Genomic DNA, 22391 nt, shown 5'->3' with positions numbered 1-22391 from the left:
TTCCTCGCTGAGATCGATCAGGACGCGCGCGCGAACGCGACGGTCAGGTTTGCGGGTGAGCGGCTGTTGCGGATGAATCCACTGACCGCGGCGATCGCGATCACGTAGGGCAGCATGACGAGCAGGGCGAACGGGACGCTGACACCGAGCGCGGGCAACGCGAACTGGAGCGCCTGCGCGATCCCGAAGAACACGGACGCCCAGATCACGCCGAGCGCGCGCCACCTGCCCGCGATCACCGCCACGACGGCGAGGTACCCGATTCCGGCGGTCATGTTGTCGCTGAACGAGCGCACCTCGGACAGCGCGAGCTGCGCGCCGGCCAGTCCCGCCGTCAGTCCCGCGACGAGCACGCACAGGTAACGGATCTTCCGCACCGGCAGTCCGCTCCAGTCTGCCGCCTTCGCGTCCTCCCCGACCGCGTCGACGACGAGACCTGCCCGGGTCCGGCGGGACAGGGTGACGGCCAGCAGCCCGACCACCGCGAAGCAGAAGTAGCCGAGGGCCGTCTGCGAGAAGAGTGCCGGTCCGAGGATCGGGATCCGGTGCAGCAGCGGGATCTCGACGACCGCGAAACCCGGGGCATTCTGCCCCTTGCCGTCCGCGAGGAGCAGCCGGGCGCCGTAGGTGGTGGCGCCGAGGGCGAGGGCGTTGCTCGCGATGCCCACCACGATCTGGTCGGCGCGCAGCGTGACGCTCAGCAGTGCCTGCAGCAGTCCGAACAGCACCCCGGCCGCCAATCCGGCCGCGAGGCCGCCCACCGCGGATCCGGTGGTGACGGCGCCGAGCACGCTGGCGAATGCCCCGGTCAGCATCATGCCCTCGAGGCTGAGGTTCAGTACGCCCGCCCGCTCGCTCACCAGTTCCCCGCTCGCGGCCACCAGGATCGGGAGTGCGAATCCCACGCCGCTGACGGCGATGTCCGACACCGTGTTCATCATTGCTTCGCTCCAGCCAGGTCGGGGACGTCGTGGGTCTTCGCCGTCGTCGCGGCCGCGGATCTCGATCTCCGGCCGGTCGCGGTCCACAGCACCGCTCCCGCGATCAGGATGATCATGAGCGATTCCACGATCGACACGGTCGATGCCGGAACACCGGCTGCGAGTTGAAGATTGATTCCGCCGGACACGAGGAAGCCGAGCAGCAGCGACACGGCGCCGACGGCCAGCATGGAACCGCGCGCCAGGAGTCCGACGACCAGCCCGGAGAACCCATAGCCGGAGGAGAATCCTTCGACAAGCACGAACGGTGCCGTCGCGACGAGGATCCCGCCCGCGAGCCCGGAAAACGCGCCAGCGCAGGACAGGCTGAGAAATCGCAGCTGTCCGACCGGCAGTCCCAGCCGCGCCGACGCATCCGGGTTCAGGCCGACGGAGCGCAGCCGGGCGCCGACCGCCGTCCGGCGCAGGACAACGCCGACGATCAGCGCCGCGACCAGCGCGATCCACAGCGCGATCGTCCCCGGCGAGCGTTCGATCCCCAGCAGCGGTAGGTGCGCGGTCTCGATCAGCGGCGCGGACTGCGGCAGCGTCTCCGACGACGTGACGGGCTGGCGGAGGAGGCTGGGCTCGTGCACCATCAGCAGCACCAGCGCGAGGCCGACGAAGTTCAGCAGCAGCGTCGTGATGATCTCGCTCGTGCCCCGGCGGACCCGCAGGTACGCGGCGATCACGGCCCACGACCACCCGGTACCGGCCGCGGCGAGGAGTACCGCGGTGACGGCGATCGGGGCGGGGGTGTCCTCCCCGAGAGCGGTGCCGACCGCGGTCGCGGCGATGCCGCCGACACACAGCTGGCCCTCGCCACCGACGTTCACCAGTCCGGCCCGGTGTGCGACGGTGAACCCGGCCGCGACGAGAGCCAGCACCGCGGCTGTGTTGAGCGAGACTCCGATCGCGTAGCTGCTGCCGAACATCCCCTCGGACAGAGCCTCGACGGTCTCGGGCACGGTGGCACCCGCGGCCGCGGCGAGGAGCAGTCCGACGAGTCCCGCGACCGCGATCGCGGCGACCGCCACGGGAAGTGGGTGGTGCACCCGGATTCGAAGTCGAGTCATGCCGCCGTTCCCGTCATCAGTTCACCGATGCGCTGCCCCGCAGTGGCCGCCGACGTGTCGACGGGCCCGAGCAGGGCCCCGCGGTAGCTGACGAAGATGCGGTCGCAGAGCGCGAGCAGTTCGGGGATCTCGCTGGACACGACCAGGACTCCGTTTCCCGCGGACGCGCAGCCGCGGAGTTGGTTCAGAACGAATTCGACCGCCCCGACGTCGAGTCCGCGGGTGGGCTGCGCCGCGACCAGACACTGCAGGTTCTCCGTCGAGAGTTCGCGGGCCAGGACGACCTTCTGCTGATTGCCGCCCGACAGCGAACCCATGGATGTTCCCGGCCCGGGTGTCCGCACAGAGAACTGCTCGATCAGGTCCCCGGCCGCGGCGTCCATCCGGCGGCGGTCGAGCAGACCCATCCTGCGGAAGCGGTGCAGGCGGCCGAGGAAGAGGTTCTCCGACAGGGACAGTTCCGCCACCATCGCCTCTCGGTGGCGGTCCTCCGGCACCACCCCGAGACCGAGCCGGGTGCGTTGGGCCGGGGACGCCGACGTGATGTCGGCGTCACCGAGCGTGACCGTGCCGGACTCGGGTCGGGTCGCCCCGGACAGCACGGCCACCAGTTCGCTCTGCCCGTTCCCCTCGACGCCCGCGATCCCGACGATCTCACCGGCCCGCACCTCGAGCCCCACGCCGGACAGGGCGACACTGCCGTCCGCCCGGGTGGCGCGGACGCCGCGGATCCCGAGGACGACGGGGCCGGTCGCCCACCGTTCGGGCGTCGCGCCGACATCGCTCTCCGCGCCGACTCCCGCCGCGAGCACCGGACTGAGTTCCGACACCGGTCTTCCGACCATCGCCGTCGTCAGCTGGGGGATCGTCAACTCCGACATGCGGCCCCCGCCTGCCACCTCGCCTCCCCGCAATACGGTCGCGGCGTCCGCGACGCGGGCCACCTCGCCGAGTTTGTGGGTGACGAGGACTACCGCCTTGCCCGCCGCCGCGACGGCCTGGCACGTCTCGATCAGGGCGTCGATCTCGCCGGGGTCGAGCACCCCGGTCGGCTCGTCCAGCAGGATCAACGAGGGGTCGGTGAGGAGGGCCTTCACGATCTCGACCTTCTGCCGCGCACCGATCGGCATGGCCGAGACCAGCGCGTCCGAATCGATCCGCAGGTGATAGTCGTCGGCGAGCCGATCGAGGCGGGTCCGCAGTTCCGCGCGGCGCAGTCGCAGCCCCCGTCCGGTGAGCAGCAGGTTCTCGGCCACGGTCATCGTGCCGATGAGACTGAAGTGCTGATGCACCATCGCCACGCCGTCCGCCATCGCAGCCGCGGGCGAAGCGGGCGCGTACCTGCGACCGGAGAGGGTCATCGTTCCGGTGTCCGGTCGCAGACCGCCGTAGACGACGTTGCAGAGCGTCGACTTCCCGGCCCCGTTCTCCCCGAGGATGCAGTGCACCGTTCCGGGTTGCACCGACAGGTCGACACCGTGGAGGGCCCGGACGTCGCCGAAGCTCTTCCCGATTCCCGTGAGTTGGAGTGCTGGTGTGCTCATGTCAGCCCGCTCGGTAGGGCTCGACGGCGCCGGTGGACAGGGCGGTCTTCGCCTTGTCGAGTGCGTCGGCGACGGCGGGGTCGGCGCCGCAGAGCAGGAAGTCGGTGCCGCCGTTCGGTGACGTGAGGCCGAAGGCCACGTTCTCGGCCTTCCACGTCCCGTCCAGGGTGGACCGGACGGCGTACTCCACTTCCTTACCGATGTCGGTGTGCACGTACCCGATGTAGGCGGGGTTCGAGCAGTCGCCGGGAATCGGGCCGCCCACCATCAGGGCGCCCGACTGTGTGGCGGCCTGTTCCAGACCGGACTTGCCGAGGTTCACGATCTGCCCCACCGCGCCCGCGCCGGCGCCGTAGTTGGCGAGCGCGGCCTGCTTCGCCTTGGCCGGGTCGTTGAAGTCGCCCAGGTACTGCGGGGTGAGCACCTGGGTGCCGGGCCGCGCGAACTCGGCGCCGTTGCCGAAGGCCTTCGCGGCGTTCACGATGGCGGGCAGTTCGACACCGCCGACGAACGACACGGACGGGGTCTCGGACGCCGTCGCCGCGACCGCTCCGCTGAGGAACTCGGCCTCCGCCTGCTGCGGGTCGTAATAGGCGAGATTCGGCAGCGGGGACGCGTCGGCGGGTCCGCCGATCTCGACGAACTTCACGTCGGGGAACTGGGGTGCGACCTTGCGGACGTCGGCGTCCGTCTGGCCGCCGAGCGAGACGACTAGGTCGTTCGCGGTCGCGAACCGTACCAGGGCCTGCTGATAGTCGGCGGCGGCGACCTGCTCGACGTAACTCAGCTCCAGCCGGTCACCGAGGGTTTCCTCGAGACGCTGGTAGCCGAGATACCCCGATTCCATGAAGCCCGTGTCGGAGACGGAGCCGGGGAAGAACACCCCGACGCGGAGGGTGTCGCCGGAGGCGGTGCCTGCGTCCGTCGACCCGCAGGCCGTCAGGGTCGCCGCGAGAGTCGCGGCCGCGCACAGCGCGGGGACGAGGGTTCGGGCTCGGGCGGAGAGGGTCGTGTTCACGCGCTGGACTCCTTGACTCAGGAACCGCCACAGTTAGCGGTATACCGTTATTTGAATCTTGGGGGCGCGGCATTTCCGCCGTGTTACACAGACGTAAGGACCCGCATCCACCCGAGGGCGGCGCACGGACGCGTTCTACGGTGGCGGACGTGGCCACCACGACGACAGGAGACCGGGTGAACGGTGCAACCGACACGTCGGCGCCGAAGTCGCTGCGCGAGACCGCGTACGAAGAACTGCGTAGTCGCATCGTCAACCTGCTGCTCGCGCCGGGCCAGCGCCTGATCGAACGCGACCTCGCCGCAGAACTGCAGGTGTCCCGGATCCCGCTGCGCGAGGCCCTGCAACAGCTCCAGACCGACGGACTCGTCGTGATCGTCCCGCGTCGCGGGGCGATCGTCGCCCCGTTCGGCGTCGACGAGGTCCGTGACCTCTTCGACGTCCGCGAAAGCCTCGAGGTGCTCGCGGCCCGGCTCGCGGCGCAGCGAGCGGACGACTCCCATCTCACGGCGCTGCGCGACCAACTCACCGCGGCGCGTACGGCCACCGTTCGCGATGACAAGCCCGCCATCGCCGCCGCGAACGCCGCATTCCACGCCGTCATCGTGGAGATGTCCGGCAGTCCCCTGCTGCAGTCGATGCTGCAACCGCTCGCGACGCGCGTGCAGTGGTTGTTCCACCTCACCAAGGAACGCGATCCCGGACAGCAATGTGACGAGCACGCCGAGTTGTACGACGCGATCGCGGCGGGCGACGTCGACCGCGCCGCGGAGATCGCGTACCGGCACGTCGCCTCCGGCCGCGAACCCAGCCTCGAGCTGGCCGAACACTGGTCTGCACCAGCGATCGACCCGGTCGAGGCCACCCGCACAAGGCAGCGCACACCCCGCAGGAAGGACCGATCACGAAAGGACGAAGCCTAGCGCGCACGCGACGCCGGGACGGGATTTACCCGCGCGTGTCCTGCCGCGCGGGCTGTCACGAATGAATTACAGTTGCCCAGGTGCAAAGTCGCGAGCCGGCGCGATAAGGAGGTCAACGTGCGAGAGCTTCGAGTGATCGGTCTCGAGCCTGATGGATCGCACGTCGTGTGCGCAGATGCCAGTACCGGCGAAAAATTCCGGCTTCCCGCCGATGACAAACTCCGCGCCGCATCCCGCGGGGACATCGCTCGACTCGGCCAGATTGAGATCGAAATGGACAGTCAGCTCAGGCCCCGCGAAATCCAGGCCCGCATCCGTGCCGGCGCCTCCGTCGAACAGGTGGCCGACGAGGCCGGTATCCCCCTGGCGAAGGTGGAGCGGTTCGCGTATCCGGTCCTGCTCGAACGTTCCCGTGCGGCCGAGATGGCGCAGGGCGGACACCCGGTCCGCGACAACGGCCCCGCCGTTCCCACTCTCGCCGAGATCGTCACGCAGGCGTTCCGCGCGCGGGGGCACAACATCGACGACGCCACGTGGGATGCGTGGCGCGACGAGGACAATCACTGGGTCGCCCAGCTGCAGTGGCAGGCCGGTCGGACCACCAACGCGGCGCACTGGCGGTATCAGCCGGACGCGCACGGTGGCACCATCGTCGCGCTCGACGACACCGCGTTCGACCTGATCGATCCCGACTTCGGCCGTCCGCTCCGCGGATTGGCGCCGGTGGCGTCCGACGAGCCGGAGCAGCTCGAACTCGCCGAGTTCCCCACCGAGGTGGAGGTGCCGACGATCGAGCCCGAGGAGATCATCGAGGCCGACGTCACCGAGGAGCTCTCGGACGAGCCCGCCCCGTCCGAGGAACCCGCCGCACCCAAGATCGCCCCGCACCAGACGAACAACAAGGACAAGCGCGGCAAACCCGCCCTCCCGTCCTGGGACGACGTCCTGCTCGGTGTCCGCAGCAGCGGACGGTGACCGTCTGCGCGGTGAGCAGGCCGGGAACACGGTCGGGGTCGTACTCTTTCAGGAAGACACCGGAAGAGAGGGATGACCGTGGGGGCCAAGGTATCAACGATCTGGTACGTCGACGTCCCCGACCCTGCGGCTGTGCTGCACGGCCACCCGGATCCTGATCCGGGCGCGGCGCAGCAGCTCGCCTCCCGCCTCTATCCCGATCTGGTGGCCACCCCCACCGGTCCGGTTCCGCTGGTCGAGGCCGCGCGGCTCGATGCCGCCGGGACCGTGCACATCGGTTCCTACCCCGGTGTCACCGTCGTGTGCGGGCCCGACCTGGCCGTCCCCCGACCGTCGACTCTGCCCGAAACACGCATCCGGCCCACCGAATTCGCGAAGACGTATTATGTGGCGTCCAAGCCCGACATCGCGTGGGGCTCGTTCGCGATGTGGGAGGACGGGCACCTGACGCGGTCGTTCAGCGCGACACCGGTCCACATCCACGAGGACCTCGGTATCCCCCTGGTGTGGGAGAGGCCGTTCTGGGCGGGCGACTTTCCGCTGAAACACCCGGCGGGTGTCCTGCCCGACCCGCAGTCGCTGCCGTTCCACCCGCAGCAGTTCGCCGAGGGCGCCAACCGGGAATGGCTGGGCTTCCGGTACACGGGCGACCCCGAGGGCACCGAGATCGACCCGAAGACGCTCACCGTGCTCGGTTTCACCGTTCACCCGCCCGGCGAGGGGCCCGAGATCGAGCCTGCCGTCGAGGCGGAACAACCCGCCCCCGCCCCCGCTCCCGGCCCGGTGCCGGCGCCCGCTCCGCCACCGGCTCACAAGGGCGGACTCCTCCGCCGTTACTTCGGTTTCTGACGACTCCGGCCGGAGTCAGGCGGCGCCGACGAGCAGCGCCGTCCAGCCGGCGACAACCCCGGCCGCGGCCCCGTACACCAGCCACCGCCAGACCGATGCCCGGCGTAGTCGCCACACCGACGGTGCGACCCCGGCCACCACGACGAGTTCGAGGATCACCGCCAGGGCGGGGTTGATCCGCGCGAGCTGCGAGCCGAAGGCCATGACCGCGACCGCCACCACGACCGCGGCGAAGCCCGCCACGAGGAGTCCGGTCGACCACGGTGTCCCCGTCGGCGGCGGAGACGGGGAATGAGGGTGCAGCATTGTCACCGGCCCGTGCGGACGCGCTCGTAGAACGCCATCGCCGCCGCCGTCGCGACATTGAGCGAGTCCGTGCCGGGTGCCATCGGAATGCGGGCACGAATGTCCGTGGCCCGCATGGCGTGTTCGGTGAGGCCGGGGCCTTCCGCGCCGAGCAGCAACGCCACCTTCTCCCCCGTCATCGCCTCGGCCAACGTCACCGCCTCGGGGTTCGGGGTCAACGAGATAAGCTGGAAACCCCGCTCCCGCAACGCGTCCAGGTCGTGCGGCCACTTCGTCACGTGCGCGAACGGAACCCGGAGAACGTGCCCCATCGACACCCGGACCGCCCGGCGGTACAGCGGGTCGGCGCAGCCCTTGCCGAACACCACGGCGTCGACGCCGAGCCCTGCCGCGTTGCGGAACATCGAGCCCAGGTTCTCGTGATCGTTGACGCCCTCGAGCACCGCGACCGTCCGGGCATGCTCGAGCACGTCCGGCAGTTCGAGCGGCGTGGGGCGGCGCGCCGCCGCGAGCACACCCCGGTTGAGGTGGAACCCGACGACCTCGGCCATCACGTCCGCCGTCGTCCGATAGAACGGCACGTCCACGTCCGCGAGGTCGTCCGTGAGTTCCTCCAGCCGCCGATCGACGCCGAGCAGCGCGATCGGGTCGAACCGGGACGTGAGCAGGCGCTGCGCCACCAGCACGCCTTCCGCGATCACCAGACCCTTGCCCTCGGGGAGGTCGGGACGGCGGTCCGAGGAATTGAGATCGCGGAAGTCGTCCAGCCTGGTGTCGGCCGGATCTGTTATGTCGATGACGTGAACCACCGGTCCATCGTGCCGTATGCGGGGCGTCACAGCGTTGACTCCCCTCCACCGAGCGCGAAAGCTCGGAGGAATGAAGCAACTGCAGGGACGCACGGCTCTGGTGACCGGCGCCTCCGGCGGTCTCGGCCGCGTCGTCGCCCGGGCCCTTGCGAGGGAGGGCGTCGCCGTCGCGGTATCCGGCCGGCGTGCGGACCGCCTCGCGGACATCGTCGGAGAACTGCGTGCGCTGGGTGTGCGTGCCGAGGCCGTGCCCGCGGACCTGGACCGGCTCGGTCAGCTCGATTCGCTGATCGACCGCGCCGAGGCGGCGGTCGGCCCCCTCGACCTGCTGGTGAACAACGCCGGCGTGGAGAACGTCTCGGCCTTCACCCGACTCGACCCCGGCGAGCTCACCGCCATGGTCGACGTGAATCTCACCGCGCCACTACTTCTCACGCGCCGTGTGGTGCCCGGGATGCTGGGCCGCGGTCGCGGTCACGTGGTGTTCATCTCGTCGCTGGCCGCGAAGATCGGTCCGGCGTACTGCGCGCCGTACGCCGCGACGAAGGCCGGATTGATCGGTCTCACCCAGTCGCTGCGCGCGGAGTACGCAGGCTCGCCCGTCGGTTTCTCCGTCGTGTGCCCCGGCTTCATCGCCGGCGACGGCATGTACCAGCGGATGACGGAACGCGGAATCAGGGCCGGCCGGATCACGGGCGAGACCAGCACCGACAAGGTCGCCGCCGCCGTGATCCGGGCGATTCGGCGTGACCGGCCCGAGATCGTCGAGAGCGGAGCGCCGATCCGCCCGCTGCTCGCCCTGTCACAGATCGCGCCGGGACTGGTCGAACGGGCGGCCGCGAGGTTCGGCGCCACCGCGATGTTCCGGCGGTTGAGCGAGGACCGCGGCAGGGTGGAGCCGGACGGTTGACCGCCGACGGGGTTGTCCGAGTCGCGTATCCGGGGGCCGGCACTCACCTAGGCTCGCGGGCGTGAGTGATTCCACGCCGACGATCGGTTCGCCAGCGGAACTGGCGCGGGCGCTCGACGCCACCGGCTACCTCGCCGACGACGGCGTCGCGATGGCCGCGTTCCTCGCCATCCGTATGGGACGTCCGCTCTTTTGCGAGGGCGAACCCGGCACCGGCAAGACGTCGCTCGCGGCCGCGTTGTCGGAGGCGTTCGGTCTGCCGCTGATCCGCCTGCAATGCCATGAGGGCATCGACGCCGCGCAGGCGCTCTACGACTGGGACTTCCCGCGGCAGTTGCTGCACCTGCGGACGCTGGAGGCGGCGAGCGACGGCACGCTCGAGGCCGACACGGTCGAACGCTCGCTGTACACCGAGCGGTTCCTGCTGGCGCGCCCCTTGCTGCGGGCCCTCACCGAAGCGCCGTGCGTGCTGCTCGTCGACGAGATCGACCGCGCCGACGACGAGTTCGAGGCATTCCTGCTGCAGGTCCTCGACGAGAATGCCGTCACCATCCCCGAACTGGGCGAGGTGCGGGCGGCGACACCACCGCTGGTGGTGCTCACCTCCAACCGCACCCGCGAGGTGCACGACGCCCTCAAACGCCGCTGCCTCTACCACTGGCTCGAACACCCCGATCTGGCGCGGGAGGTCGCGATCCTGCGCCGCCGCATCCCCGGAATCGGGGCCGAACTCGCCGGCCAGGTCGCCCGGGCCGTCCACTCCCTGCGCGAGATGGAACTGCTCAAGCCGCCGGGGGTGGCCGAGTCGCTGGACTGGGCGCGCGCACTGCGGGAACTCGATCGGGACGTGCTGGACGCGGAGACCGCCGCCGCGACGCTCGGCGCGGTCCTCAAGTACCGCGAGGACCTCGAACGGGTGGCCCGGGTCGGACTAGACCGGCTCCTGGCGGGGTGAGAGGCGTGTCCACGACCCCGGACAGCGGCGACCCGCTGGTGGGCATCGCCGGGTTCGCGCACGCCCTCGCGGCGGCGGGACTGTCGGTCGCGTCGGACGCCGTCGCCGCGTTCACGCGAGCCCTCGGCCAGGTGGATGTGGGCGATCCGAGCCAGGTGTACTGGGCGGGTCGCGCGACGCTGTGCCGCGGTCCCGACGACATCCCGCGGTACGACTCGGCGTTCTCGGCCTGGTTCGGCGGTACCGTCCCGGCTCGCACGCCGCGGTCCGGGGAGCAGCCTCGCCGCGCCAGTATCGCGGCTCTGACCACGACGGAGGGCGGCGACACCGGTGGCGACGCGCCGCATCTGCGGGTCGCCGCGGACGACACCGAGGTGTTGCGCCACCGCGACATCGCCGACCTCACTGCGGCCGAGCGCGCGCACCTCGCCGAGCTGATCGCCGCCCTGCGCCCGCGGCCCCCGACCCGCCCGGCCATCCGTATGCGCCCGGCCCGCCGGGGCACCGTGGACCCGCGGCGCACCGTGCGGGGCATGCTCGCGGCGGGCGGCGAACCGGTGCGGCCGAGCCACCACCGCAAGGCAACCCGGTCGCGCCGGATGGTGCTGCTGATCGACGTGTCCGGATCGATGAGCCCGTACGCCGATGCGCTGCTGCGCTTCGCGCACGTCGTCGCCCGCGGCAACCCCGCAGGAACCGAGGTGTTCTCGCTGGGCACTCGGCTGACGCGGCTCTCGCGGGCACTGCGGGTCCGCGACCCGGAAGTGGCGCTCGCCGCCGCGGGCCGGGCCGTGCCCGACTGGGCGGGCGGCACCCGTCTCGGCGAGACGCTGCGCGCGTTCCTGGACCGCTGGGGCAGGCGGGGCGTGGCGCGCGGCGCCGTCGTGGTGATCTTCTCCGACGGCTGGGAGCGCGGTGACCCGACCCTGCTCGCGGAGCAGATGGCTCAGCTGCGCCGGCTCGCCCGCACCGTGCTGTGGGTGAATCCGCACGCCGGCGCGGACGGGTACGAGCCGGTGCAGTCCGGGATCGCGGCCGCGCTGCCGTACGTCGATCGTCTGCTCGCCGGCCACAGTCTCGCGACATTGCAGGAACTGCTCGAGGTCGCGCGCCGAACGTGACCGATCCGGAACCGGTTCCACGATTTCGGGTGTTGGTCGCGCTCCGTCGGCGCAGAGTAGGACGTATCACCTGAGGCTCCCGGCTTTGGAGGCGCGATGCGCATCACTGTCACCGTCGACGGAACTACATACACGGACGAGGTGGAACCGCGACTACTCCTCGTCCACTATCTACGGGATCGGCTCGGCAAGGTCGGCACCGTCATCGGCTGCGACACCGGAAACTGCGGGGCGTGCACCGTTCATCTGAACGGTCACAGCGTCAAGTCCTGCTCGGTGCTCGCCGTGCAGGCCGACGGCGGCGACGTCCTCACCGTCGAAGGCCTGTCCCGGAACGGGACGTTGCACCCCGTGCAGCAGGCGTTCCGCGACAATCATGCCCTGCAGTGCGGCTACTGCACCCCCGGCATGATCATGCAGACCCTCGACCTGCTCGCCGAGGAACCCGACCCGGACGAGCGGACGGTGCGGCTGGGGTTGGAAGGCAACCTGTGCCGCTGCACCGGGTATCAGAACATCGTCAGCGCGGTGCAGGATGCGGCGCAGCGGTTGCGCGGCGGCGGCACCACCGAAGCACCGACGGCGGATGCACCGAAGACCGACACCGCGCAGGGAGGTGTGCGATGACCGCCACCGCGGAACCGGAGATCGGGAAGGCCCGCACACGCAAGGAAGACGAACATCTGGTCACGGGCCGCACCCGCTGGACCGACAACCTCGTCCTGCCCGGCATGCAGCACCTGGCGATTCTGCGCAGCCCGTTCGCGCACGCCCGCATCACCGGTGTCGACGCCTCCGCCGCCCGCGAGATGCCCGGGGTCGTCGCGGTCCTCACCGGCGCCGATCTCGCCGACGAGCAGGGCAGCCTGCCGTGTGCCTGGCCGATCACACCGGACATGAAGTCGCCGCCCGCCCCGTCCCTCGCGGTCGACGGCGTCAACTTCGCCGGCGAGGCCGTCGCGGTCGTGGTGGCGCGCAGCGCGTACGAGGCGCACGACGCACTCGAGGTGATCGACGTCGAGTACGACGAACTGCCGGTCGTGCTCGATCTCGCGGGCGCGGCCGCCGACGGCGCCGACCTCGTGCACCCGGATCTCGGGACGAACGTCAGCGCCACCTGGACCTTCGACTCCGCGGAGGCCGGCACGGGCGGCGACGTCGAGCAGGCCATCCGCGACGCGGAGGTACTCGTCGAGCGCACGTTCCGGCAGCAGCGGCTGATCCCGGCGTTCATGGAACCCCGCTCGGTGGTGGTCGACCCGACCGGCGCCCAGATCACCATGTGGTCGGCCACGCAGATTCCCCACATCCTGCGGCTGATGCTGGCGATGACGCTCGACATACCGGAGCACAAACTGCGCGTGGTCGCCCCGGACGTCGGCGGCGGTTTCGGCGGCAAGCTTCAGGTGACGCCGGAGGAAGTCATCGCGCTGCTCGTCGCGCGGCGACTCGGCAAGCCCGTCAAGTACACCGAGTCGCGTAGCGAATCGATGGTCGCGGCGCATCACGGGCGCGACCAGATCCAGAAACTGACACTGGCCGCCCGCCGCGACGGCACCGTCACCGGAATGAAGGTCGAACTGCTCGCCGACATGGGCGGGTACCTGCGCCTGGTCACCTCGGGGGTGCCGATCCTGGGCGCGTTCATGTTCAACGGCATCTACAAGTTCCCGGCGTATCACTTCACGTGCACCAACGTCTTCACCAACAAGGTGCCCACCGACGCGTACCGCGGGGCGGGCCGCCCGGAGGCGACGTTCGCGATCGAGCGGATGATGGACGAACTCGCGACCGAGTTGTCGATGGATCCGCTGGAATTGCGGGCGAAGAACTGGATCACCCACGAGGAGTTCCCGTTCGACACCGTCGCGGGCCTGACGTACGACTCCGGTAACTACGAGGCCGCCACCGCGCACGCGCGGGAGTTGTTCGACTACGACGGGCTCCGGCGCGAACAGGCTGAGCGCCGCGAGCGGAAGGATCCGGTGCAACTCGGCATCGGGGTGTCCACGTTCACCGAAATGTGCGGGCTGGCACCGTCGCGCACCCTCGGCGCGCTGGCCTACGGGGCCGGCGGGTGGGAGCACGCGGCGATCCGGATGCTGCCCACCGGCAAGGTCGAGGTGGTCACCGGTTCGTCGGCGCACGGCCAGGGTCACGAGACCGCGTGGAGCCAGGTGGTCGCGGATCAGCTGGGGGTTCCGTTCGAGGACGTCGAGGTGCTGCACGGCGACACCCAGACCTCGCCGCGTGGCATGGACACGTACGGTTCCCGGTCTTTGGCGGTCGGCGCGATCGCCGTAGTGAAGGCCGCCGAGAAGGTGATCGCGAAGGCCAGGCCCATCGCGGCGCACCTGATGGAGTGCGCCGAGGACGATCTCGAGTTCACCGAGGGCCGGTTCCGGGTGAAGGGCACCGAGAAAGCTGTCGGCATCGCCGATGTCGCGCTCGCCGTGTTCGCCGCGCACGACCTGCCCGAGGGTGTGGAACCGAATCTGGATTCCGAGGCCGCGTACGACCCGGAGAACTTCTCGTTCCCGCACGGCACGCACCTGTGCGCGGTGGAGGTGGACACCGAGACCGGGAAGGTCGGCATCCGCTCCTACGTGTGCGTCGACGACATCGGGCACGTGGTCAACCCGCTGATCGTGGAGGGTCAGGTGCACGGCGGACTCGCCCAGGGCATCGCGCAGGCTCTGTACGAGGAGGCGGTGTACGACGAGTCCGGCACCCTCCTGTCGGGTTCGTTCGCCGAATATCACGTGCCGTCGGCGGCGGATCTGCCGACGTTCACCACGGGCCGCACCGAGACACCCGCCACCGGTAATCCGCTCGGCGTCAAGGGGGTCGGTGAAGCGGGGACGATCGCGTCCACCCCGGCCGTCGTCAATGCCGTCCTCGACGCCGTCCGCCAGTTCGGGGTGCGCGACGTCGAGATGCCGTGTACGCCGATGCGGGTCTGGAACGCCATCCACACCGCTCAGGGAGGTGCCCGATGATTCCGTCAAGCTTCGACTACGTGTCCCCGACCTCCGTCGATCAGGCGGTGGCCGCGCTCGCCGAGGCCGGGGAGGACGCCAAGATACTCGCGGGCGGCCAGAGCCTGCTACCGGTGCTGCGGCTGCGGTTGTCTTCGCCGAGCACCCTCGTCGACCTGGGCCGGATCGGTGAGTTGCGCGGCGTCCGCGACGACGGAGACAGCCTCGTGATCGGTGCGATGACCACGTACTACGACCTGATCCGCGACCCGCTCGTTCACGAGCACGCGCTGCTGCTCGTCGAGGCCACCCGCACCGTCGCCGATCCGCAGATCCGGCATCGCGGCACGCTGGGTGGCGCTCTGGCGCATGCCGATCCGGCGGGCGACCTCTGCGCCCCCGCACTGGCACTCGACGCCACCCTGACCGCCGTGGGTACCGCGGGCAGGCGGAGCATCCCGGTCGCGGACTTCTTCGAGGGCTACTACACCACCACGCTGCGACCGGACGAGATCCTCGTGGACGTGCGGGTTCCCAAGCACACCGGCTGGGAGGCACGGTACGAGAAGTTCAACACGGTCGCGGAGGCATGGTCGATCGTGGCGGTGGCCGCGACGATCCAGGTCGACGGCGGCACGATCCGGCAGGCCCGGGTGGCGCTGACCAACATGGGGGCAGTGCCGGTGCGGGCTCGCGGTGTCGAGGACGCGCTCGTCGGCAATGCCGCCGATCCGGAACTGATCCGGGCGGCGGCCGAACACGCCGCCGAGGGCACCGACCCGATCACCGACGGCAACGCCGACGCCGAGTACCGCAGCCACCTCGCGAGAGTGCTGACCCGGAGGGCGGTGGCGACGGCGGTCGGCGTCTGAACGGTTGCGGCAGCCGTCAGGACCGCGGGTCGCGGCTCGCTTCCATGGCCTGCTCGGTGGCGTCGCAGACCACCACGGGGTGTGGTTCGAGAACGTTGTGCAGTTCGAACACCGGAAGGTAGCGGCCCGCATCCGGTCTGCGTACTTTCAGTCGCACTCGTTGGTGCCGCATCAGGTAGAGCGCTGCGCCGATGCCGCTCACCAGGGAGATCGCACCTCCGATCACGAGCGGGGCGCGGGGGTCCAGGACGTCGGCCAGCCAGCCCAGAACCGGACTGCCCAGCGGGGTGCCGCCGAGGAAACACAGCATGTAGATGCCCATCACCCGGCCGCGCATCTCGGACGGCACGGACATCTGCAGGATGTTCATCGCCGCCGTCGTGAACGTCAGCGTCAACGCGCCGGTCGGGACGAGCATGATCGCGACCAGCACGTAGGTGGGCATGAGTCCCACCAGGATCTCGAACGCCCCGAACGCGGCCGCGGCGCCGAGGAACGTGCGCAGGCGCGGCGGGGTCTTGCGTTTCGCGGCGATCGTGGCGCCGGCCAGCGTGCCCACGGCGAGGGTGGTCGACAGCAGTCCGTAGGCGTCCGCGCCGCGCTCGAACGTGTTGCGGGCGAGAACGGCGAGACTGATCGGGAAGTTCAGCCCGAACGTCGACACCATGAACACCGCCACCATCAGCACCCGCAGGTCGGTGCGACCCCACACGTAACGGAAACCCTCGCGGACCTGCCCCTTTCCTCGTTCCGCCTGGGGTGCCGTAAACAGTTCGCGGGCGTTCATCATCAGCAGGGCGATCAGCACACCGGTGAACGTGCCCACGTTGAGCAGGAACACCCACCCCGTGCCGATGAGGGTGATCAGCACACCGGAGATCGCCGGGCCGATGATGCGAGCGGTGTTGAACGTCATCGAGTTCAGGGCGATGGCATTGGGCAGCGACTCCTTGCCGACCATCTCGATCGTGAACGACTGCCGCGCCGGCGCGTCGATCGCCGACGCGCAACCCAGCAGAAACGCGATGAGGTAGACGTGCCACAGGGCCACCAGCCCGCCGACGTCCAGCAACCCGAGCACCAGTGCGCACAACGCCATCGACACCTGCGTCGCGATCAGGATGCGCCGCTTGTCGTACCGGTCGGCGAGCACGCCGCCCCAGACGGACAGGAACAGGGTCGGACCGAACTGCAGTGCCATCACGATGCCGACCGCGAGTGCATTGCCGTTCGACAACGTCAGGACGAGCCAGTCCTGCGCCACCCGCTGCATCCAGGTTCCGACGAGGGAGACGATCTGCCCCGACGCCCACAGCCGGTAGTTCCGGGTGCGGAGAGCGACGAACATGCCGGTCTTCGGCTGGGCTGAGGCAGTGGACTCGGATTCGGGCGGCACACATCCATCTTGCTCCCGGGCCCCGCGCGCCATCGACCGGCCCTGGGGGACATCGGCGGCCGGATTACTCCGGATGCCGGCTACGTTCTCCGGCAAGGGGTTTCCCCGCGCCGCGGGGTTCGGGCAGGCGAATGCCGTTGTACGGGTGGGGACTGCAGGCGGCCGTTCGGACTACTCCGAGTCGGCGACGATGGACGTGATGATGCCGACGGCGTCGCGGAGGGTCTTCAGCTGAGCCTCGTCGAGCCCGGACAGCCGCTCGTTCATCCATGCCTCGCGGGCGTGGGTCTCGTCGGCGATCAGCGCGTGACCGGCATCCGACAGCGTGACGATGATCTGCCGTCCGTCGGTGGGATGCGGTGCCCGCTCGACCAGCCCCAGTTCGACCAGCGACGCGATGACCCGGGTCATCGACGGTGGCTGCACCTTCTCACGAGCCGCGAGATTGCCCGGCGTCATGGCGCCGTCGCGGGCAAGGGTGGCCAGAGCCGACAGCTGGGTCAGCGATACCTGGGCGTCGACGCGGCGCCCACGCAGGTGACGCGTGAGGCGCACGACAGCCAGGGAGAGGTCGCTGGCGAGTGCTCGCGTATCCGTGGTCACGGGAATGACAATACGGGACCGATCGGCCGCCGTTTACGTTACTGCGTCGGTGATCGGACCGACCGCGAAGTAGGCCACGAAGAGAAGCGCCACCACCCACATCAACGGGTGAATCTTCTTGATACCACCGCTCGCAGCATTGAGCACGACCCACGACACGAATCCGACGCCGATGCCGTTGGCGATCGAGTACGTGAACGGCATGACGGCGATGGTGAGGAACGCGGGCAACGCGATCGAGAACTGGGTGAAATCGATGTCGCGGACCTGACCGATCATCATCGCGCCCACCACGACCAGTGCCGGCGCGGCGGCCTCGATCGGCACCACCGAATACAGCGGGGTCAGGAACATCGCGGCCAGGAACAGCAGTCCCGTCACCACATTCGCGAGTCCGGTGCGGGCGCCCTCGGCAATACCCGAGGCGGATTCCACGAACACGGTGTTGGACGACGCCGACGCGCCGCCACCGACGATGGCACCGGTGCCCTCGACGACCAGGGCCCGTCCGATGTTGGGCAGGTTGCCGTCCTCGTCGGTGAGGCCCGCCTCCTTGCCGAGCCCGGTCATCGTGCCCATGGCGTCGAAGAAGTTGGCGAGCACCAGCGTGAACACCAGCAGGCTGGCCGCGAGTACGCCGATGCGGGTGAACGCGCCGAAGATGCTGACGTCTCCGACGAGGCTGAGATCCGGAAGTTCCGCCAGCACATCGGGTGCGGCCGGGACACTGAGGTTCCAGCCGTAAGGGTTCACGCCCAGCGACGGTCCGACACCGGCGACGGCCTCGATGATCGCGGCCAGCACGGTGGTGACGACGATGCCGATGAGCAGACCGCCGCGCACCTTGCGCACCACCAGGACACCCATCAGCAGCACACCGAATACGAACGTCACGGTCGGCCAGGAGGAGATCGATCCGTTGATGCCCAGGCCGACGGGGACGGTGGTGCCGGCGGCGTCCGGGATGCGCCGCACGAACCCGGCGTCGACGAGACCGATGAACGCGATGAACATGCCGATACCGGCGGCGATGGCGGATTTGAGCTCGGCCGGAATGGCATTGAAGACGGCCGTCCGGAATCCGGTGAGCGCCAACACGACGATGATGACACCGTCGATCACCACGAGGCCCATCGCCTCGGGCCAGGTGACCTGCGGTGCGATGGTGACGGCGAGAAGACTGTTGATGCCGAGGCCCGCCGCGATCGCGAAGGGATAGTTCGCGACGACCCCGAACACGATGCTCATCAGTCCCGCCACCAGGGCCGTGACCGCGGCCACCTGGTTGACGGGGAGGATGTTGCCGAGGACGTCGGTCTTCGCGACGGCGTCGTCGGCCGAGAAACTACCGAGGATGAGCGGGTTCAGCACCACGATGTATGCCATCGCGACGAACGTCACCACTCCGCCGCGGACCTCCGCTCCTACCGTCGAACCACGCTCGGTGATCTTGAAGTAGTTGTCGAGCAGTTTCGGAGCAGCACCCATTGTTCAGTCCCCATCGCCAGAAGTCGCGCGTCGCCCTTGGAGATTAGGGCACCACGGCGAGGGTAGCGTTCATTCGGTGAACGAATCCGCAGATCGCCCACCCCTCACTCAGCGCCTCGCCGACCCGCGACCTGCGCTGATACTGGGAACGCTGGCGTGGGCGGTCGCGGCCGTCGTGGTGATCGTCACGGGCGATCGGTGGTCGGATGCGCTTCCGACGTGTATAGCGGGGGTCGTCGTCGGATTCCTCGGCTACGGATTGTTCGCGTTGCAGCGGCGGGCGGCCCGGCGCGGCAGCCGCGGGGCACAGCAGGGACTGCTCTAGATCTCGCTCGAGGTCAGGGTTCGGCGGGGCCGGGTGCGGGTCAGCAGGATCCAGAAGGCCGCCCAGAACGCGCCGAACGCCCACCCGGCGAGGACGTCGGTCATCCAGTGCGCGGCGAGGTAGACGCGCGACAGCCCCACCGCCAGCGTGTACAGCACCAGCAGCACGACCAGCGCGATTCGGACGTACCCCACCAGCACCACCCGGAGGGTCACGGCGACGAGAACGCTCGCGAGGATCGCGGTCATCATCGCGTGCCCGGACGGGAACGAGAACGTCGAGATCTCCACCAGCCGATCCGGCAGTGGCGGGCGGTGCCGCTCGAACAGGTTCTTGAGCGTGGTCATCACGGCCAGGCCCGACAGCATCGCGCCGGCCACGAGGACGGCTTCGCGCCGACGGTCCCGGAGCAGGAGGGCGATCGTCAGGACGGTGGACACGATCCAGGCCGCGACCGTTCCGCCGCTGTGCGTGACGACGGTGACGACGTCGATCAACCACGGTGCGCGCTCTCCGACGGCACTGTCGAGCACGCTCTGGTCAAACGACACCGGCGGCGCCCCACGTGCCTTCGGCCCACGACTCGGAGCAATGGGGGGTTCCCTGCTCGTCCACCCACCACGGGACCGCGATCTCGGTGTCGACCGCGCCCGTGAGCTTCACCGTGAGCCGGGGATGGACGACGACGGGACCGTGCGGCAGGTCGCGGCCGAGTGCGGCGAAGGCGAGCACGGCGGCGGGTTCGCGGTCCCATGAGGATTCACGGCCGGAACCGGTGACGGTGCCGCGGATCGCCGCGGACGCGAGGGGGAGGTCCAGCAGATCGGCGAGAGCCTCGGCGGTGTCCAGGCTTCCCACCACCAGGCGCTCGCGCGGCACCGCGGCGGCCAGCCACGGTGCGTCCAGCACCAGGGCGTCGCCGGGGTCGACGAGTGCGCCCGTCAGGCCGCGCACGTGTTCGGGCAGGTGAAGTTCCTCGAGGTCGAGAAGATGGGCGGCCGCGGCGGCCGCGAGCAGGCTGTGCGCCCGCGCGATCACCGCCGGGCTCGGTTCGCGGTCCGGATCGGCCAGTCGATCCAGGAGTAGCTGCGCGAGTTCGGGAGAGTCGACCGTCGACGGCGCCAGGGCCGCCGCGAACACGGCGGATTCCGGGTGCTCGACGGGGTCGAGCAGTCCGGCGAACGTCTCGTCGGTGGGATCGCGGAGCAGACCGAGCACCTGACGGTCCAACTCCGCGTTGTGACGCAGCCACCAGGCCGTGTACCCGGCGCGGTCGGCGAGCAGCGGACGCGTCGACGGGTCCCGGGCGAGCATCGTCAGCGCCTGCGGCCAGCGGTCCTCGTCCACCAGGTCCAGGTCGCGCACCGCCCCGATCTCGTCGGGGTCGTCGTCGAGCGTGTCCCACCAGCGGTCCTCGTCGTCGAGGTCGTGATCGGGGCCGGTGGGGAGTTCGGTGCGCAGCACGGTGAAACCCCAGCCGACACCCACGGCGCGGAGGGCGTCCTCCCCCACCCGCTCGGCGAACGCGGCGTCGACGCACGTGAACGGTGAGTCGTCCACCAGGACGTCGGCGAGAGGCGCACCGGGCAACAGCAATTCGTCCGCACCGCGCAACTCCCCGTCGACATCCGGCAGGGGCAGCTGGCCGAGCCACGACGGCAGGGTGCCGGGGTCGACGCGCCCGGCGAGTGCGAGCACCGCGGTCGACAGTTCTTCTGCCGCCGCCGCGTCGTCGGGGTCGAGGTCCTCGATCTCGGCCCGCAACGCCGGATCCGAGAGCAGGTCGACGGCCGTGGCGGTCTTCGCGCCGAGCCGCGACAGTAGCGGGTGCGCGGCATCCGGGTGGACGAGCCGCGTCCAGTCGACCCCCAGGACGCCGTCGATGTCGTGCCCCAGCAACACCGTTCGCGGACCGGTCACCGTGCGGCCGTCGGACAGCGGAACCGGGATCGACGCCAGTTCCTCCGCCGCGAGGGCGTCGACGGCCAGCGGTTCGAGCGCCGCGTACAGGCGCTGCCACCAGGATGGTGTCCGCTCGATGCCACTGAGAAGTTCGGTGAGGCGCGCCAGGCCGAGGCGGTGGGCGTCGACGGCGGCCAGCGCGGGCGCCCAGCGCGGCCCGGACAGATCCGGGACGACGAGGCCGTCGACGATCTCGGTGAGGAGTTCGGCGAGTTCCTCGGTGAGCCCGGGGACCACGGACGCCCGAACCGGGGCCTTGTTCGTACCACCGACAGTCGGCAGCCAGGGCTGCTCCCGCAGTTCGGTGACGAGATGGTCCCGCAACGCCGAGTCCACCTCGCTGCGTGCGAACGCGGGAACGGGAACCAGCGACAGTCGCTGCTCGGGCGGCACCGCGGCCACGAACTCGGCGTATCCGGACGCCAACTCGGCGGTCGACGCGCCGGGCAGGATGCGCCTGCGGTCGGGTTGCATGGCGATGTCCGCGACGAGGATCGCGGGTATCGACAGTTCCTCGTCCGACCGTGTGGGGGCGCGCAGGACGTCCTCCGTCACGGGTGAGACGACGCCGTCGCGCACCGGGACGAGCCAGCGTGCCCGCCCGGACTCGTACTGCCACCAGCGGTCGTCGCCGATCGCGACCTCGGTCAACCCGGAATCGAGTGGTCGTTCGCGTCTACGGAACTGCTTGTCGCCCACGGTGATCGAGACGAGTGCCGGGAGTTCGAGCAGGAGGTCGGGTGCCTCGCGGGCCATGTAGGCGAGCAGCGACTCACCGTCCACGTCCTCGCGCAGCGTCAATACGACTTCCGAGGCCGCGCCTGCGGCCGGGCGGTTCTCCGTCGGCCACGCCAGCCGCAGGGCAGGCACGTCCGCTCCCGGGTCCGCACCGTCGAGTTCCCGGAGTTCCGACCTCGTCCGTTCCCCGGAGAACAGCACCGAACCGGACGTCGACCGCAGTTCGACCTCGTCGCTCACCGACAGCACCGCCGTGAAGCCGACGCCGTAGCGGCCGACGGTCGTCCCGGACTTGTTCGACGCCCGCAACGCGACCAGCGCCTGGACTCCGGGCTCGTCCAGCGGGGTGCCCGTGTTGGACACGCTCAGGACGCGGCCGTCGAGTTGCACGGACAGCTCACCGGGTACTTCGGCGCGGGCGGCGGCGTCGGCGGCGTTCTGCGCGAGCTCGGTGAGGAGCCGGTCGCGGTAGCCGGCGCGCGCCAGATCGGATTCGGCCGCCGCGTCCTCCCGCAGACGGGTCGGGGACGTTCGCCACGCCAGAAGCGTCGAATCCCTCAGGG

At 70.0% G+C, this 22391-nt stretch carries 21 protein-coding genes; 10 read left to right on the top strand and 11 right to left on the bottom strand.

Annotation, left to right across the window (positions count from 1 at the left end; translation table 11 throughout):
* Positions 1-17: 17 nt before the first annotated feature.
* The 4 genes from QM806_RS18245 to QM806_RS18230 are packed head-to-tail and all read right to left on the bottom strand — an operon-like array spanning position 18 to position 4618.
* Positions 18-941, bottom strand: coding sequence for an ABC transporter permease (locus tag QM806_RS18245; RefSeq protein WP_054248648.1), 924 nt, complete (start codon positions 939-941; stop codon positions 18-20).
* Positions 938-2056, bottom strand: coding sequence for an ABC transporter permease (locus QM806_RS18240; protein ID WP_120659657.1), 1119 nt, complete (start codon positions 2054-2056; stop codon positions 938-940). Before QM806_RS18240 ends, QM806_RS18245 begins: the two co-directional genes overlap by 4 nt.
* Positions 2053-3600: an ABC transporter ATP-binding protein gene (locus QM806_RS18235; RefSeq protein ID WP_005571895.1), complete on the bottom strand. Its 1548-nt coding sequence runs from the start codon at positions 3598-3600 to the stop codon at positions 2053-2055. Before QM806_RS18235 ends, QM806_RS18240 begins: the two co-directional genes overlap by 4 nt.
* A gap of 1 nt (position 3601) precedes the next feature.
* Positions 3602-4618: a BMP family protein gene (locus QM806_RS18230; protein ID WP_005571896.1), complete on the bottom strand. Its 1017-nt coding sequence runs from the start codon at positions 4616-4618 to the stop codon at positions 3602-3604.
* A 176-nt stretch (positions 4619-4794) separates the two neighbouring features.
* Between QM806_RS18230 and QM806_RS18225 the strand changes: the two genes are divergently transcribed.
* The 3 genes from QM806_RS18225 to QM806_RS18215 all read left to right on the top strand — a co-directional run bounded on the left by QM806_RS18225 (position 4795) and on the right by QM806_RS18215 (position 7365).
* A complete protein-coding gene (locus QM806_RS18225) occupies positions 4795-5541 on the top strand; it encodes a GntR family transcriptional regulator (RefSeq protein ID WP_133986142.1) in 747 nt (248 codons plus the stop codon).
* Between the two features lie 117 nt (positions 5542-5658).
* Entirely contained in the window at positions 5659-6516 is an 858-nt protein-coding gene (gene sepH, locus QM806_RS18220; protein ID WP_043792786.1) for a septation protein SepH, read from the top strand.
* A 72-nt stretch (positions 6517-6588) separates the two neighbouring features.
* Positions 6589-7365 (top strand): DUF6928 family protein, encoded by a 777-nt coding sequence (locus QM806_RS18215; RefSeq protein WP_133986141.1) that lies wholly within the window; start codon positions 6589-6591, stop codon positions 7363-7365.
* A gap of 15 nt (positions 7366-7380) precedes the next feature.
* Here QM806_RS18215 and QM806_RS18210 read toward each other — a convergent pair whose 3' ends face one another.
* On the bottom strand, positions 7381-7671 hold the full coding sequence (locus QM806_RS18210; protein ID WP_039952940.1) for a DUF2537 domain-containing protein: 291 nt from the start codon (positions 7669-7671) through the stop codon (positions 7381-7383).
* Between the two features lie 2 nt (positions 7672-7673).
* Positions 7674-8480, bottom strand: coding sequence for a TrmH family RNA methyltransferase (locus tag QM806_RS18205; protein ID WP_005255302.1), 807 nt, complete (start codon positions 8478-8480; stop codon positions 7674-7676).
* Positions 8481-8550: 70 nt separating this feature from the next.
* Between QM806_RS18205 and QM806_RS18200 the strand changes: the two genes are divergently transcribed.
* The 6 genes from QM806_RS18200 to QM806_RS18175 all read left to right on the top strand — a co-directional run bounded on the left by QM806_RS18200 (position 8551) and on the right by QM806_RS18175 (position 15316).
* Positions 8551-9390: an SDR family NAD(P)-dependent oxidoreductase gene (locus QM806_RS18200; RefSeq protein WP_005571901.1), complete on the top strand. Its 840-nt coding sequence runs from the start codon at positions 8551-8553 to the stop codon at positions 9388-9390.
* Between the two features lie 61 nt (positions 9391-9451).
* A complete protein-coding gene (locus QM806_RS18195) occupies positions 9452-10345 on the top strand; it encodes an AAA family ATPase (RefSeq protein ID WP_005255298.1) in 894 nt (297 codons plus the stop codon).
* A 5-nt stretch (positions 10346-10350) separates the two neighbouring features.
* The gene (locus QM806_RS18190; RefSeq protein ID WP_283292286.1) at positions 10351-11466 is read left to right on the top strand and encodes a vWA domain-containing protein; all 1116 of its coding nucleotides are present in this window, start codon (positions 10351-10353) and stop codon (positions 11464-11466) included.
* A gap of 96 nt (positions 11467-11562) precedes the next feature.
* Complete coding sequence (locus tag QM806_RS18185) at positions 11563-12093, top strand: (2Fe-2S)-binding protein (RefSeq protein ID WP_005570244.1); 531 nt, start codon at positions 11563-11565, stop codon at positions 12091-12093.
* Positions 12090-14465 carry a xanthine dehydrogenase family protein molybdopterin-binding subunit gene (locus QM806_RS18180; RefSeq protein WP_007301144.1) on the top strand — a complete coding sequence of 792 codons (2376 nt, stop codon included), beginning with the start codon at positions 12090-12092 and terminating at the stop codon, positions 14463-14465. The genes QM806_RS18185 and QM806_RS18180 overlap by 4 nt, the downstream gene beginning before the upstream one ends.
* On the top strand, positions 14462-15316 hold the full coding sequence (locus QM806_RS18175) for an FAD binding domain-containing protein (protein WP_265147048.1): 855 nt from the start codon (positions 14462-14464) through the stop codon (positions 15314-15316). Before QM806_RS18180 ends, QM806_RS18175 begins: the two co-directional genes overlap by 4 nt.
* Before the next feature lie 16 nt (positions 15317-15332).
* On the opposite strand, the gene QM806_RS18170 is transcribed toward QM806_RS18175, so the two are convergent.
* From QM806_RS18170 to QM806_RS18160, 3 genes are all read right to left on the bottom strand, one after another.
* Complete coding sequence (locus QM806_RS18170) at positions 15333-16664, bottom strand: MFS transporter (protein ID WP_210461479.1); 1332 nt, start codon at positions 16662-16664, stop codon at positions 15333-15335.
* A 219-nt stretch (positions 16665-16883) separates the two neighbouring features.
* Positions 16884-17315: an Rv0880 family HTH-type transcriptional regulator gene (locus QM806_RS18165; RefSeq protein ID WP_005244136.1), complete on the bottom strand. Its 432-nt coding sequence runs from the start codon at positions 17313-17315 to the stop codon at positions 16884-16886.
* 33 nt (positions 17316-17348) lie between these two features.
* Positions 17349-18803, bottom strand: coding sequence for an NCS2 family permease (locus tag QM806_RS18160; RefSeq protein ID WP_005255290.1), 1455 nt, complete (start codon positions 18801-18803; stop codon positions 17349-17351).
* A 76-nt stretch (positions 18804-18879) separates the two neighbouring features.
* On the opposite strand from QM806_RS18160, the gene QM806_RS18155 reads away from it, so the two are divergent.
* Positions 18880-19128 (top strand): DUF2530 domain-containing protein, encoded by a 249-nt coding sequence (locus QM806_RS18155; RefSeq protein WP_005244138.1) that lies wholly within the window; start codon positions 18880-18882, stop codon positions 19126-19128.
* On the opposite strand, the gene QM806_RS18150 is transcribed toward QM806_RS18155, so the two are convergent.
* Positions 19125-19679 (bottom strand): phosphatase PAP2 family protein, encoded by a 555-nt coding sequence (locus tag QM806_RS18150; protein WP_005561570.1) that lies wholly within the window; start codon positions 19677-19679, stop codon positions 19125-19127. The two genes, QM806_RS18155 and QM806_RS18150, sit on opposite strands and share 4 nt — an antisense overlap.
* Complete coding sequence (locus QM806_RS18145; RefSeq protein WP_051055221.1) at positions 19669-22389, bottom strand: sacsin N-terminal ATP-binding-like domain-containing protein; 2721 nt, start codon at positions 22387-22389, stop codon at positions 19669-19671. The genes QM806_RS18150 and QM806_RS18145 overlap by 11 nt, the downstream gene beginning before the upstream one ends.
* Positions 22390-22391 lie beyond the last annotated feature (2 nt).

The organism is Rhodococcus sp. IEGM 1351, from assembly GCF_030056875.1.
GTDB classification, from domain to species: domain Bacteria; phylum Actinomycetota; class Actinomycetes; order Mycobacteriales; family Mycobacteriaceae; genus Rhodococcus_F; species Rhodococcus_F opacus.
This window is presented reverse-complemented; position numbering and strand designations above follow the sequence as displayed.